Annotated in this window: 11 protein-coding genes; 5 read left to right on the top strand and 6 right to left on the bottom strand. The window is 69.9% G+C overall.

Annotated features, from left to right (window positions below; all coding sequences use genetic code 11):
* Genes kdpC through kdpF form a run of 4 tightly spaced genes read right to left on the bottom strand, consistent with a single transcriptional unit; the run spans position 1 to position 4,347 of the window.
* Positions 1 to 588, bottom strand: coding sequence for a potassium-transporting ATPase subunit KdpC (gene kdpC / locus GEV27_RS04390; protein ID WP_153654061.1), 588 nt, complete (start codon positions 586 to 588; stop codon positions 1 to 3).
* 5 nt (positions 589 to 593) lie between these two features.
* Positions 594 to 2,603: a potassium-transporting ATPase subunit KdpB gene (gene kdpB / locus GEV27_RS04385; protein WP_153933532.1), complete on the bottom strand. Its 2,010-nt coding sequence runs from the start codon at positions 2,601 to 2,603 to the stop codon at positions 594 to 596.
* Positions 2,600 to 4,258: a potassium-transporting ATPase subunit KdpA gene (gene kdpA, locus GEV27_RS04380; RefSeq protein ID WP_153933531.1), complete on the bottom strand. Its 1,659-nt coding sequence runs from the start codon at positions 4,256 to 4,258 to the stop codon at positions 2,600 to 2,602. The genes kdpB and kdpA overlap by 4 nt, the downstream gene beginning before the upstream one ends.
* The gene (gene kdpF / locus GEV27_RS04375; RefSeq protein ID WP_153654067.1) at positions 4,258 to 4,347 is read right to left on the bottom strand and encodes a K(+)-transporting ATPase subunit F; all 90 of its coding nucleotides are present in this window, start codon (positions 4,345 to 4,347) and stop codon (positions 4,258 to 4,260) included. Before kdpF ends, kdpA begins: the two co-directional genes overlap by 1 nt.
* A gap of 179 nt (positions 4,348 to 4,526) precedes the next feature.
* Here kdpF and GEV27_RS04370 point away from each other — a divergent pair, with 179 nt between their 5' ends.
* From GEV27_RS04370 to GEV27_RS04360, 3 genes are all read left to right on the top strand, one after another.
* Positions 4,527 to 6,440, top strand: coding sequence for a potassium transporter Kup (locus tag GEV27_RS04370; protein ID WP_153654069.1), 1,914 nt, complete (start codon positions 4,527 to 4,529; stop codon positions 6,438 to 6,440).
* A gap of 91 nt (positions 6,441 to 6,531) precedes the next feature.
* On the top strand, positions 6,532 to 7,110 hold the full coding sequence (locus tag GEV27_RS04365; RefSeq protein WP_153654071.1) for a hypothetical protein: 579 nt from the start codon (positions 6,532 to 6,534) through the stop codon (positions 7,108 to 7,110).
* A gap of 49 nt (positions 7,111 to 7,159) precedes the next feature.
* On the top strand, positions 7,160 to 8,155 hold the full coding sequence (locus GEV27_RS04360; protein WP_153654072.1) for a DNA topoisomerase IB: 996 nt from the start codon (positions 7,160 to 7,162) through the stop codon (positions 8,153 to 8,155).
* 111 nt (positions 8,156 to 8,266) lie between these two features.
* Here the strand turns inward: GEV27_RS04360 and GEV27_RS04355 are convergent, their stop codons facing one another.
* Entirely contained in the window at positions 8,267 to 9,607 is a 1,341-nt protein-coding gene (locus tag GEV27_RS04355; protein WP_153933530.1) for an NAD(P)/FAD-dependent oxidoreductase, read from the bottom strand.
* Between the two features lie 62 nt (positions 9,608 to 9,669).
* Positions 9,670 to 10,161 carry a PGPGW domain-containing protein gene (locus tag GEV27_RS04350; protein ID WP_194839874.1) on the bottom strand — a complete coding sequence of 164 codons (492 nt, stop codon included), beginning with the start codon at positions 10,159 to 10,161 and terminating at the stop codon, positions 9,670 to 9,672.
* A gap of 68 nt (positions 10,162 to 10,229) precedes the next feature.
* On the opposite strand from GEV27_RS04350, the gene GEV27_RS04345 reads away from it, so the two are divergent.
* On the top strand, positions 10,230 to 11,537 hold the full coding sequence (locus GEV27_RS04345) for a cyclopropane-fatty-acyl-phospholipid synthase family protein (RefSeq protein WP_309222026.1): 1,308 nt from the start codon (positions 10,230 to 10,232) through the stop codon (positions 11,535 to 11,537).
* The gene (locus tag GEV27_RS04340; RefSeq protein ID WP_243838767.1) at positions 11,525 to 12,358 is read left to right on the top strand and encodes a DUF1295 domain-containing protein; all 834 of its coding nucleotides are present in this window, start codon (positions 11,525 to 11,527) and stop codon (positions 12,356 to 12,358) included. Before GEV27_RS04345 ends, GEV27_RS04340 begins: the two co-directional genes overlap by 13 nt.
* Positions 12,359 to 12,374: the final 16 nt, after the last annotated feature.

The raw sequence follows: 12,374 nt of genomic DNA, 5'->3' as shown, positions 1-12,374 counted from the left end.
TCAGCTCGCCGCCTGCGTCGCGGCGTCCTTGACGGCCACGTTGAGCCGCAGGACGTTGACGCCCGGCTCGCCGAGGAAGCCGAGCGAACGCCCCTCGGTGAAGCGGTCGACCAGGGACCGGACCGCAGACGCGCTCAGTCCGTTGGCCTCGGCCACCCGGTCGACCTGGATGTCGGCGTACGCCACAGAAATGTGCGGGTCCAGTCCCGACCCGGACGCCGTGACGGCGTCGGGCGGGACCTCGGACGGATCGACCGACTCCGTCTTGGCGACCGCCGCGCGACGCTCCTCGATGGCCGCGATCAGATCCGTGTTGGACGGCCCGAGGTTGGAGGGAGCCGAGGCCAGGGTGTCGTAGTCGTTGGGCGACGGACGCGAGTGGAACCACTCGTCGCCCTCGAAGTTCTGGCCGATGATGCCCGAGCCGACGACCCGCCCGTCCATCGTCACCGGCTGCCCGTCGGTCTGGTGGTGCACGGTCCGACCGAGTCCCCAGACGGCCGCCGGGTAGACGATGCCGAGGATCACGGTGAAGACCAGGAGGATGCGCAGTCCCGCCAGGGACTGACGGCCGAAGTCTTTGATCATGCTGATTACCCGATTCCTGGGATGGTGGAGATGAGCAGGTCGATGAGCTTGATGCCGATGAACGGTGCGATGACGCCACCGACACCGAACACGAGGATGTTGCGCCGCAGGACCGCCGAGGCGGACGCAGGACGGAACTTGACGCCGCGCAGGGCCAGCGGGATCAGCGCCACGATCACCAAGGCGTTGAAGATGACCGCCGAGAGGATGGCCGACTGGGGAGTCGCCAGCCCCATGATGTTGAGCGCGTCGAGCGACGGGTAGGCGACCAGGAACATCGCCGGGATGATCGCGAAGTACTTCGCGACGTCGTTGGCGATCGAGAACGTGGTCAGCGCGCCGCGGGTGATGAGCAGCTGCTTGCCGATCTCGACGATGTCGATGAGCTTGGTCGGGTCGGAGTCGAGGTCGACCATGTTGCCGGCCTCCTTGGCCGCCGACGTGCCCGTGTTCATCGCCACGCCGACGTCCGCGGCGGCCAGCGCCGGCGCATCGTTGGTGCCGTCGCCGGTCATCGCGACCAGGCGCCCCCCGGCCTGCTCCCTGCGGATCAGGTCCATCTTGTCCTCGGGCGTGGCTTCGGCCAGGAAGTCGTCGACACCGGCCTCGGCGGCGATCGACTTGGCGGTGAGGGCGTTGTCGCCGGTGACCATGACGGTGCGGATGCCCATCGATCGCAGCTGGGCGAAGCGCTCGACCATGCCCTCCTTGACCACGTCCTTCAGGTGGATGACACCGAGCACGGTGCTCGTGTCGCCGTGCTTGGACGCCACGACGAGCGGGGTGCCGCCGTCGCTGGAGATCCACTCGATGACGTCGGTCAGCTGCGACGGCATCGTCCCGCCGACCCAGCCGTGGATCGCCGATCCCGCGCCCTTGCGGATCTGGGTGCCGTCCGCGAGGTCGACACCCGACATGCGGGTCTGTGCGGTGAACTCGACGAACGACGCACCCTGCGGCAGGTCGTTGTCGTCCGCACCCTCGGCCAGCGCCAGCGCGACGATCGATCGTCCCTCCGGGGTCTGGTCGGCCAGGCTGGAGAGCCGCACGACGTCGCGCAGCTCGGTGTCGGTGACGCTGCCGATCGGGACGAAGCGGGCGGCCTGCCGGTTGCCGTACGTGATGGTGCCGGTCTTGTCGAGCAGCAACGTGCTGACGTCTCCCGCGGCCTCGACCGCGCGGCCGGACATGGCCAGCACATTGACCCGCACGAGGCGGTCCATGCCGGCGATGCCGATCGCGCTGAGCAGCGCTCCGATCGTGGTCGGGATGAGGCACACGAGCAGCGCGATCAGCACCGTCAGGTCCTGCGGGGCTCCGGCGTAGTCGGCCATCGGTGCCAGGGTGGCGACCGCGAGGACGAACACCAGCGTCAGGCTGACCAGCAGGATCGACAGGGCGATCTCGTTGGGGGTCTTGCGGCGCGATGTGCCCTCGACCAGCGCGATCATCTTGTCGAGGAACGTGCTGCCGGGGGCCGACGTGATCTTGACGGTGATCTCGTCCGACAGCACCTTCGTGCCGCCGGTCACCGCTGACCGGTCGCCGCCGGCCTCCCGGATCACCGGGGCGGACTCGCCGGTGATGGCCGACTCGTCGACCGAGGCGACTCCCACCACGACGTCACCGTCGCCGGGGATGACCTCGCCCGCCGCGACGAGCACGAGGTCACCGACCTTCAGCTGCGTGCCGGGCACTGACGACTCGGTGCCGTCGGGCCCGACGACGCGCGCGATCGTGTCGGTGCGGGCCGCGCGCAGCGAGGCGGCCTGCGCCTTGCCGCGGCCCTCGGCGACGGCCTCGGCGAGGTTGCCGAAGATGACCGTCAGCCACAGCCAGATCGCCAGGGAGATCGTGAAGGTGCTCGGATCGGCGAAGACCGCGATCGTGGTCGCGACCGAGCCGAGCCAGACGATGAACATCACCGGGCTGCGCCACAGGTGGCGCGGGTCGAGCTTGCGAAGCGCTGCCGGCAGCTGGGCCAGCATCTGCTTCAGCAGGATGGAAAACGTCATGACAGTGCCTCCGCGATGGGACCGAGAGCCAGCGCCGGGAAGAAGGTCAGGCCTGTGATGAGCAGGATGACGCCGACGAGCAGGCCCCCGAAAAGGGGTGTGGTGGTGGGAAGGGTGCCTGCGGTCTCGGGCACCTTGGCCTGCTTGGCCAATGAACCGGCGAGCAGCAGGACCAGCACGATGGGGATCAGACGACCCAGCAGCATCGCGAGGCCGATCGTGATCTGGAAGAAGTCCGAGGTCACGGTGATGCCGCCGAACGCGCTGCCGTTGTTGTTGGCTCCCGAGGTGTACGCGTAGACGACCTCGCTGAACCCGTGGCCGCCCGGATTGCCCATCGCGTCCGGCGTGCTGGCCAGCGAGATGGCGGTTCCGACGCCGACGAGGATGATCGCCGGGACAGTCAGCACGTACAGCGCGACGTACGTCATCTCCTTCGAGCCGATCTTCTTGCCCAGGAACTCAGGCGTGCGCCCGACCAGGAGCCCCGCGATGAACACCGTGAGGATCGACATGATCAAGATGCCGTAGATGCCCGAGCCGACGCCGCCAGGAGTGACCTCGCCGAGCATCATGTTGAGCAGCGCCATGCCGCCGCCGACCGGGGTCATGGAGTCGTGCGACGCGTTGACCGCGCCCGTGGAGGTGCCGGTCGTCATCACGGCGAAGAGCGACGACGCCCACTCCCCCAGACGTGTCTCCTTGCCCTCCATCGACGCCCCGGCGACCTGAGCGGCCTGCGAGTGCGCGCCGACCTCGGCCCAGGTCACGACCGCGACGAACGTGGCCATGAGCGCGACCATCGCACCGAGGACCGTCAGGCCCTGGCGGCGGTTGCCGAGCATCGTGCCGAGCGTGCGGGTGAGGCAGATCGGGATGAGCAGGATCAAGAAGATCTCGAACAGGTTGGTGAAGCCGTTGGGGTTCTCGAAGGGATGGGCCGAGTTGGCGTTGTAGAACCCGCCGCCGTTCGTGCCGAGGAGCTTGATGACCTCCTGGCTCGCGACGGGCCCGCCCGTGATGGTCTGGCTGTGACCGGCCAACGTGTCGACGGACCTGTCCATGAAGTTCTGCATGACGCCGTTGCCGGCGAGGACGAGGGCGCCCACGACGGCGATGGGCAGCAGGATCCGGAGGGTCCCGCGGGTCAGGTCGACCCAGAAGTTGCCGAGCTCGCCGCTGCGCACGCGGACGAAGCCACGGATCAGCGCGACGGCCACCGCGATGCCGACGGCGGCGGACAGGAAGTTCTGCACCGCCAGCCCGCCGGCCTGCGCGGCGAAGCCCAAGGTCGACTCACCGCCGTACGACTGCCAGTTCGTGTTGGCCACGAACGAGCTCGCCGTGTTGAACGACATCCACCACGGCATGCCGGGCAGGTCACGGCTGAACGGCAGGTGCGCCTGGCCGAGCAGGATGGCCATCAGGACCACGACGCTGACGACCGAGAAGCCGACCACGCTCATCGCGTAGGCGCGCGGGCTCTGCTCGGCATCGGCGTTGACGCCGCCGAGGCGGTAGATGCGTCGTTCCACGCGGGAGTGACGCGGGGTCGTGAAGACCTTGGCCATGTAGTCACCGAGCGGCACGTAGACGAGGGCGAGGACGCCCACGAGCGTGACGAGGGTGAGGAGGCCGCTCCAGGTGTCGGACATCAGAAACGCTCCGGGAAGATCAGGGCCGCCAGCAGGTACGCCACGAGCGCGACGACCAGGACGATCAACAAACCGCTTTCGATACTCATGGGCGTCAGTCAATCGCCGGGTCCGGGCGGATCCGCCGACTTTGACAGCCTCTTAGCGGGCCTTGACGCGTTCTTAGCGCGGGCGTCCTGCGACGCCTGCAGACCCCCTGCCGGCGACCGGCGTCAAGATCGCGTCAAGATGTGGGGCCTACGCCGCGAGCCGGGCCTAGGTTGAGCAGGTGACCTCTTCCCGCCCGGCCTCACGCGACGTCCTTCGACTCGCGGTCGTGGTGGGCGCCCTCGGAGTCGTGTTCGGCGACATCGGCACCAGCCCGATCTACACGATCCAGACCGTCTTCAACCCCGACGACCCGCATCCCGTCCCGGTGACCGACGCCCATGTGCTGGGCGTGGTCTCGCTGATCCTGTGGTCGATCACGCTGATCGTGACCATCACGTACGTGATGCTGGCGATGCGTGTCGACCACGACGGCGAGGGCGGCATCATGGCGCTGATCTCGCTGGTACGCCGCTGGCTGGGCGACGGCAGGCGCGGTGCAGCGGTCGTGCTCGCAGGGCTCGGGCTCTTCGGCGCGTCCCTGTTCCTCGGCGACAGCATGATCACCCCGGCGATCTCGGTGCTGTCGGCGGTGGAGGGCGTCAAGACGATCGAGCCCGGTTTCGAGCCGTGGATCGTGCCGGTCACGGCCGCGATCATCGTGCTGCTGTTCTCGGTGCAACGTCACGGCACAGCCGTCGTCGGCAGATTCTTCGGGCCTGTGATGATCGCGTGGTTCGCAGCGATCGGTGCGTGCGGCGCGTGGGGCATCACGAAGGACGTCGACATCCTCAAGGCCGTCTCCCCCGTCTACGCGATCGACTTCCTGGCCGGCAGCTTCCACTACGCGTTCTTCGCCTTGGCCGCGATCGTGTTGGCGGTCACCGGCGCCGAGGCGCTGTACGCCGACATGGGCCACTTCGGACGCCGCCCGATCGCGACCGGCTGGCTCTTCCTGGTGTTTCCAGCGTGCGCCCTCAGCTACATGGGACAGGGAGCACTGATCCTGGAGGATCCGGACAACATCAGCGCCCCCTTCTTCCTGCTCGCCCCGGAGTGGGCGAGGATCCCGCTGATCGTCCTCGCGACAGCCGCGACGGTGATCGCCTCGCAGGCGGTGATCACGGGCGCCTTCTCCGTGACCTCGCAGGCCGCGCAGCTCGGCTACCTGCCGCGGCTGCGCATCCTCCACACGTCGTCGTCGGCGCGTGGACAGATCTACGTGCCCGGCATCAACTGGCTCCTGCTCATCTCGGTGCTCACGCTCGTCTTCGCGTTCCGCACCTCGGCCGCGCTCGCGTACGCGTTCGGCATGGCGGTCACCGGCACGATCACCATCACGACCATCTTGTTCTTCTACGTCGCCCACCGGGTGTGGAGCACACCCACGTGGGTCCTGGCGCTGGCGGCGGTCCCGCTCCTGGCCGTCGACGCGTTGTTCATCGGCGCGAACCTCACCAAGCTCGTCCACGGCGCGTGGCTGCCGCTCGCCATCGCGGTCACCGCCTTCACGGTGATGACGACCTGGCAGCGCGGCCGGTCGCTCGTGACCTCACGCCGTGAGCAGATGGAGGGACCACTGCAGGATTTCGTGGACGATCTCGACGACGAGGCCAAGGCGCCCGCGGTCGTCCCGGGCACCGCGATCTTCCTCAACCGAGGGACGACCACTCCCCTGGCGCTGCGTGCGAACGTCGAGCGCAACCACGTCCGGCACGAGCACGTGGTCATCGCGACGATCGAGATCGAGCCCGTGCCCCGGGTGGACCCGGCCGACCGCGTCCAGGCCGACTCGCTCGGCCACGAGCAGGACGGCATCACCCGCGTGATCGTCCGGTTCGGTTATGCCGAGCACGCGGACGTCCCGGCTGCCCTTGCGCTGCTCAGTCCCGAGCAGACCGAGGGACCGGTCGACCTGGAGGACGCGACCTACTTCCTGTCGCGGATCGAGCTGCGCGTCGGGTCCGACGAAACCATGGCGACCTGGCGCAAGCGGCTGTTCATCGCCACGTCGCACGTCACCGCCGACGCCGCCGACCACTTCAGCCTGCCTCGCGACCGGGTGGTCGTGCTCGGATCGCACGTCGACGTCTGATCCGGGGCCGGCCGCAAGGATCGCGTCAAGACGGCGGCAGGGTTGCGTCAAGCACCTGTCCCCACAGGCGAGCCCGGCGCAGGATCGTGGAGTGACTCTCACCGACGACGCCGACCGACACCTCCAGCTCACGCACCACGCGTACCGACACCTGGCCGAGGCCTGGGACCTTGGTCTCGAGGCCGTCCTCGAGCACGACGTCCGGGCAGCCCGGCAGGTCATGCGGGGGGCGACCACCCGCAGGTCCATGCTGCGCACCGCGCACGAGCACCTGCAGTGGGACGAGTCCCTGCGGCCCACGGGCACGAGCCGGCGTCCGGCGTCACAGCTGGTCGTGATCGCCGACCTCATGCGGATGAACCGGCTGCTGGGTCAGATCGCCCAGCTCGTGATCGCCGCGCCCTCGGGAGCGGCCGGCACGCTGGACGACCGGGACCGCGCCCGCGTCGAGGTCGCACGGCGCGTCGGCGCACAGCGCCTGCGGCAGTTCGCGGAGTCGACGCCCCGGCCCGTGCTCGATCGCGCGTACGTCGCCGCGGGGCACGAGCTCCTCGACGCGCTCGCCGCGCTGGCCGAGCACGCGCCACGACGGGGATCGGCCACCGATCTCTGCCTCGCCCTGGTCGTCACGATGATCGAGGTCTCCCGGCACACCACACGGATCGCCTGATCCTCCCGCCCGGTTTCGAGGGACGTGCGACGGGTAAGGCTCCTTGGCCATGGTCCGACTCCGCCGCACGTCCCCGTCATCTCCCGGTTGGTCACGGGTCCGCCACGGGCGTGGGTTCCGCTACCTCGACGAGGACGGGCTGCCGCTCGAGCCCGAGCAGATCATGCGCTGCAAGCAGCTCGTCATCCCGCCGGCCTGGACCGAGGTGTGGATCTGCTCGGTGCCCAACGGTCACCTGCAGGCCGTCGGCACCGACGATGCGGGGCGCCGCCAGTATCTCTACCACCCGTACTGGCGCGAACGTCGCGACCAGGAGAAGTTCGCCCGCATGGAGGGCTTCGCGGCCGCCCTGCTCCAGAACCGCGCGGCGGCCCGGCGGGACCTCGGCGGCGACGACATGTCGCTCGAGCGCGTGTCCGCGACCGCGTTCAGCCTGCTCGACCTCGGGATGTTCCGCATCGGCTCGGACCGGTACGTCGAGGAGAACGGCAGCTTCGGGCTCACCACGTTGCTCAAGCAGCACGTGCACCCCGAGGGACGCGGCCTCGGCTTCTCGTACGCCGCGAAGTCCGGGCAGCACGTCGAGGTGACCGTGCGCGACGAGCGGGTGCAGGCCGTGCTGGAGCAGCTGCGCCGCCGGCGTGGCGGCGGTGACCGGCTGCTCGCGTACAAGAGCGGGCGACAGTGGAAGTGGCTCGACGCGACCGACGTCAACGCGTACGTCAAGGAGCGCCTCGGCCCCGACTACTCGGCCAAGGACTTCCGCACCTGGCGTGGCACCACGATCGCCGCACTCGCCCTGGCCCGCTCCACCGCCACGTCGGCGACCGCTCGCAAGCGGGCCGCCGCTGCCGCGATGCGTGAGGTCTCCGAGCACCTCGGCAACACTCCCGCGGTCGCCCGCTCCTCGTACGTCGACCCTCGCGTGGTCGACGAGTTCGAGAACGGCGTCACGGTGGGGGCCGAGCACCGACGCGTCGCGCCGGGCGCACCCACGAGCCGTACCCTCGAGCGCCAGGTGCTCCGCCTCCTGCGCAACGCCTGACCCGACGACTGGCGCAACCCGATCCGCGACTGGCGCAACCCGGACAAAATGAGACGGCGTGTCGTCCATTTTCGCGCCACTCGCGGTCGGGGTTGCGCCAGTCGGGGTCGGTCAGAGGGCGGACTCGATCGCGCGCCAGAACGTCGGATAGGCGTAGATCGTGTTGGCGAGGGTGTCCACGGGGATCTCGGCGCGCACCGCGAACGCGAGCGCCGAGAGGGTCTCCCCGCCGTCCGGGCCCGCGCTGGTGGCGCCCACGATGACCCCCCGGTCGTCATCGATGACCAGCTTGATGAGTCCCCGGTTGCCCGGGCCGTGGATGAACCCCCGGCTGCTGGCCGCCAGGTCGGTCGACCCGACCCGGACCGTGAGGCCCTGCTCGCGGGCCTGCTTCTCGGTGATCCCCACCGCCCCGATCTCCGGATCGGTGAACGTGACCCGCGGCAGGCTCGTGTCGTAGTCCGGCAGGCGCTCCCCGAGGATCGCCTTGGCGACACGCTCGGCCTGGTACATCGAGACGTGGGTGAACGCGCCGCGCCCCACGATGTCGCCTATCGCCCACAACCCGTCCGTGACCTGCATCGAGTCGTCGACCGTCAGGTGGTGGCCCGCCTCGACGCCCACACTCTCCAGGCCGATGTCGTCCAGACGGGACCGACGGCCGGCGGCGACCAGCACCCGCTCGGCCTCGTAGGTGACCGCACCGCTCGTGACGTGGAAGACCTCGCCGTCGTGAGCCACGCCGTCGATCGTGATGCCGGCGTGGACGCCGATGCCCTCCGCCTCGAACACTGATGCGACGAGCTCGGACGACTCCGGCTCCTCGACCGCCAGGATGCGCTCGCCGACCTCCAGCACGGTCACCGCGGTGCCGAAGCGGGCAAAGGCCTGGGCCAGCTCGAGACCGATCGCCCCGCCGCCGATGACAATCAGCGACGCCGGCGCCGTCTCGGTCTCGAGGATCTCGCGGTTGGTCCAGAACGGGGTGCCGGCCAGGCCCTCGATCGGCGGCACCGCCGGCGTCGTGCCGGTGTTGAGCACGACCCCGCGCGAGGCGACGTAGGTGTCGTCGCCCACCGTGACCCGCCGCTCGCCGGCGAGGCGGCCGTGCCCGCGGACGAGCCGGGCCCCCGCGTCGGTGATGCGGTCGGCGGCGACGGTGTCGTCCCAGTCGTCGGTCGCCTCGTCCCGAATGCGCCGGGCGACGAGGGAGAAGTCCGGTGTCACCGAGGCCGAGCCGGCCAGCTCGTCGATCCGACGAGCCTCCGCGAGGGCGTTCGCGGCCCGGATCAGCATCTTGGACGGGATGCAGCCCCAGTAGGGACACTCACCGCCGACGAGCTCGGCCTCGACCGCGACGACGTCGAGACCCGCCTTCGCGAGGCGGGCGACGAGCGCCTCTCCACCGGGACCGAGACCGACCACCACGACGTCGCACGCGATTTCTGCCATGCCCCATCCTCAGTCATGAGGACGACGATGGCCACAGGTCGAGGACAGGACGCCCCGGAGAGCTACCTCTCGGCGCTCGTGCGGTCGGCGGCCGCTGTCCGGTCGCGGGGCTCGCGCCACTTCACGATGCTGTAGACCAGCAGCACCAGCGCGGCCACGGCCGAGGTCCACAGGCCGAGCGCGGTGCCCCACCCGGCGGCGGGGAGCTCGGGCCCGAAGCCCACGCCGAGGATCTCGAACTCGGGGATGTCGGGCTTCACCCACCACACGGCGCCGAGGAACACGAGCCACAGCACGCCGAGGACGCTGACGAAGATGCGGGGCCAGGTCGCGACGCCGAACTTGGCGGCGTCGATCGCCTTGCGCTCCAGCGGGTCGAGCAGCTTCTGCGCCCAGACGTAGTGACGTGACAACAGGGCGACACCGGCCACCACGACGATCGTGCCCGGTCCCGGCAAGGGCCACAGCACAGCGCCGAGCGCGATGAGGATCCAGCCGAGGACCTCGGTGCCCGTGCGCTGGGACCAGCCCTTCAACCTGGTTCCGACGCTCATGAGAACAGTCTGCCGCATCGTCTGAACTCAGATGGCGCAACCCTGCGGCCCCCGGTTGACTTGTCGCCGTGAACATCGCATCCTCCCTCCTCGGGCTCGCCGAGGAGACTCTCGGCCTGCCCCTGCCCATCCGTCTGCGGGCGTGGGACGGCAGCGAGGCCGGCGTGCCCGGCGCTCCGGTCGTGGTCATCCGCAGCAAGCGCGCCCTGCGCCACGTGATCTGGAAGCCCAGCGAGCTCGGTGTCGCGCGGGCGTACGTCCAGGGCGACCTGGACGTCGAGGGCGATCTCGGGGACGGTCTGCGCGCGATGTGGGACGCGGTGCGCGACGCCCGGGTCGCCGACGCCTCGGCCGGTCGGCCGCGGATCGGGCCACGGCAGCTGCTCAAGGGGGCCGCGCTCGCCGTACGCCTGGGAGTGATCGGCCCACGTCCGCCCGCTCCGGCCGCCGAGTCCGTCCTGACCGGCGAGCTGCACAGCAAGGAGCGCGACCAGGCGGCCATCTCGCACCACTACGACCTGTCGAACGACTTCTACGAGCTGATCCTCGACCCGCACATGGCCTACTCCAGCGGCTTCCACCACACGCCGGGGATGACGCTCGAGGAGGCCCAGACGGCCAAGCTGCACCTGATCTGCCGCAAGCTCGGCCTCGAGCCGGGCATGAAGATGGTCGACATCGGCTCGGGGTGGGGCTCGCTGACGCTCTTCGCGGCCGAGCACTACGGCGTCCACGTGACTGGAGTGACCCTGTCGGTCGAGCAGCGCGACTACGTCATGGCCAAGGCGGCCGACCGCGGTCTCGCCGACCGGGTCGACGTCAGCCTGCGCCACTTCCGCGATCTCGAGGCCTCGGGCGTGCGCGACGGGCAGGTGGACGCGATCGCGTCGGTCGAGATGGGCGAGCACGTGGGTGACGCCGAGTACGTCGTCTTCGTCGACTCGATCCACCGTTATCTGCGCCCCGGTGGCCGGGCGCTGATCCAGCAGATGTCCCGCAGCAACGACGCCCCCGGCGACAGCCCGGGCGGCGGCCCCTTCATCGAGACCTACATCGCCCCCGACATGCACATGAAGCCGTTGGCCAGGACGATCGGGCTGATCGCGGCGTCGGGCCTGGAGATCCGCGACGTGCAGGCGATGCGTGAGCACTACCCACAGACGGTCGCGGGGTGGGCCGCCCGCCTCGAGGAGAGCTGGGACCGCGCGGTCAAGCTGATCGGCGAGGAGAGCGCGCGGGTGTGGCGCCTGTACCTCGTCGGCGGGGCGCTGGCGTTCGAGGAGAACCGCATGGGCGTCGACCAGATCCTGGCCGTCAAGCCGTCCCGCCGCGGCGTCAGCGGGATGCCGGCCTCTCCCCTGGCGTGGCTGCCGTGATCCCCAACGACCTGTCCCAGACAGCAGCCACCGCGGCGGCGTGCCTCGGTGCCCTGCTGGTCTTCATGGGCCTCGGCCTGGCGTACGCACTTCGCCGCCGGCTGCTCTCGATCGTCGACACGCTGTGGGGCCTCGGCTTCGTCGTCGTCGCGACGGTCGCCGCGATCGTCTCCCTCGGCGGCAGCGGCGGGACCGTCCAGCGTTGGATCGTGCTGGTGATGGTCGCGGTCTGGGGCCTGCGCCTCGCGTGGCACGTCGGCGGGCGCAACCACGGCACGGGCGAGGACCCCCGCTACGCGGATCTGCTCGAGCAGGGTGAGCAGAAGGGCCGGTCCTTCACCCGGACGGCCGTGACCCGGGTGTTCGTGCCGCAGGGCGTCGCGATGTTCATCGTCTCGGCCCCGCTCATCGTCGGTCCCAACAACGAGCGCATGTCGCTGCCGCTGACCGTCGCAGGCGTGCTGGTCTGGGCCGTCGGGCTGTTCTTCGAGGCCGTCGGCGACGCGCAGCTCAAGGCGTACAAGCGTGATCCGGCTCACCAGGGCAAGATCATGGACACGGGCCTGTGGAGCCTGACCCGCCACCCGAACTACTTCGGCGATGCGTGCGTCTGGTGGGGCCTGGGACTCGTGGGGGCGGGCTCGTGGCCCGGCCTGGTCGCGCTGATCGGGCCGGCCGTCATGACGTACTCACTGGTCAACGTCACCGGCGCCAAGCTCAACGAGAAGAGCCAGCGCAGGAAGCCGGGCTGGGACGACTACGCCCGGCGCACCAGCTACTTCGTCCCGCGGAAGCCGAGGCCGCCTGCGGCCGAGCGCTGACGCGCGCCAGCCTGGG

The sequence above is a fragment of the Aeromicrobium sp. S22 genome (assembly GCF_009661045.1).
Lineage (GTDB): Bacteria > Actinomycetota > Actinomycetes > Propionibacteriales > Nocardioidaceae > Aeromicrobium > Aeromicrobium yanjiei.
The sequence above is the reverse complement of the archived record's forward strand: the minus strand, read 5'-3'. Positions and strand labels throughout refer to the sequence as shown.

What these genes read in the sequence shown, in the direction of transcription:
- GEV27_RS04360 (WP_153654072.1), top strand. Translation starts at nt 7,160, where the DNA reads ATGGTCCGACTCCGCCGCACGTCCCCGTCATCTCCCGGTTGGTCACGG.
- kdpB (WP_153933532.1), bottom strand. Translation starts at nt 2,603, where the DNA reads ATGACGTTTTCCATCCTGCTGAAGCAGATGCTGGCCCAGCTGCCGGCA.
- GEV27_RS04350 (WP_194839874.1), bottom strand. Translation starts at nt 10,161, where the DNA reads ATGAGCGTCGGAACCAGGTTGAAGGGCTGGTCCCAGCGCACGGGCACC.
- kdpF (WP_153654067.1), bottom strand. Translation starts at nt 4,347, where the DNA reads ATGAGTATCGAAAGCGGTTTGTTGATCGTCCTGGTCGTCGCGCTCGTG.
- GEV27_RS04355 (WP_153933530.1), bottom strand. Translation starts at nt 9,607, where the DNA reads ATGGCAGAAATCGCGTGCGACGTCGTGGTGGTCGGTCTCGGTCCCGGT.
- kdpA (WP_153933531.1), bottom strand. Translation starts at nt 4,258, where the DNA reads ATGTCCGACACCTGGAGCGGCCTCCTCACCCTCGTCACGCTCGTGGGC.
- kdpC (WP_153654061.1), bottom strand. Translation starts at nt 588, where the DNA reads ATGATCAAAGACTTCGGCCGTCAGTCCCTGGCGGGACTGCGCATCCTC.